General features: G+C 61.3%; 1 pseudogene. It reads right to left on the bottom strand.

Features of this window, described 5'->3' with window-relative positions:
• Positions 1-298, bottom strand: a pseudogene (locus X744_RS139585) (branched-chain amino acid ABC transporter permease); the annotation flags it as partial.
• Between the last annotated feature and the right edge of the window lie 25 nt (positions 299-323).

Genomic DNA, 323 nt, shown 5'->3' with positions numbered 1-323 from the left:
ACAGGGTGATCGGCGGCTTGTTGGTGAGCGGCCGCAGCACCGTGCGCTCGATGGCGATGCCGATCGCCACCATGGTGGCGAACGTTGCCACCAACGCCAGTGCAAACGGAACACCGCGTTCAACAAGGCTGACGAAGGTGAGGGCGGCGAACAGCAGCATCGCGCCTTGGGCGAAGTTGAGCACGCCCGAAGTCTTGTAGATCAGCACGAAGCCGATCGCGACCAGCGAATACATGACGCCGGAAAGCAGCCCGCCGACGAGCACCTCGATGAAGAACTGATAGTCGAAATCGGCGATCATATGCCCGCCCCGTCCTCATTGT

The sequence above is a fragment of the Mesorhizobium sp. LNHC252B00 genome, assembly GCF_000502955.1.
Lineage (GTDB): Bacteria > Pseudomonadota > Alphaproteobacteria > Rhizobiales > Rhizobiaceae > Mesorhizobium.
The sequence above is the reverse complement of the archived record's forward strand: the minus strand, read 5'-3'. Positions and strand labels throughout refer to the sequence as shown.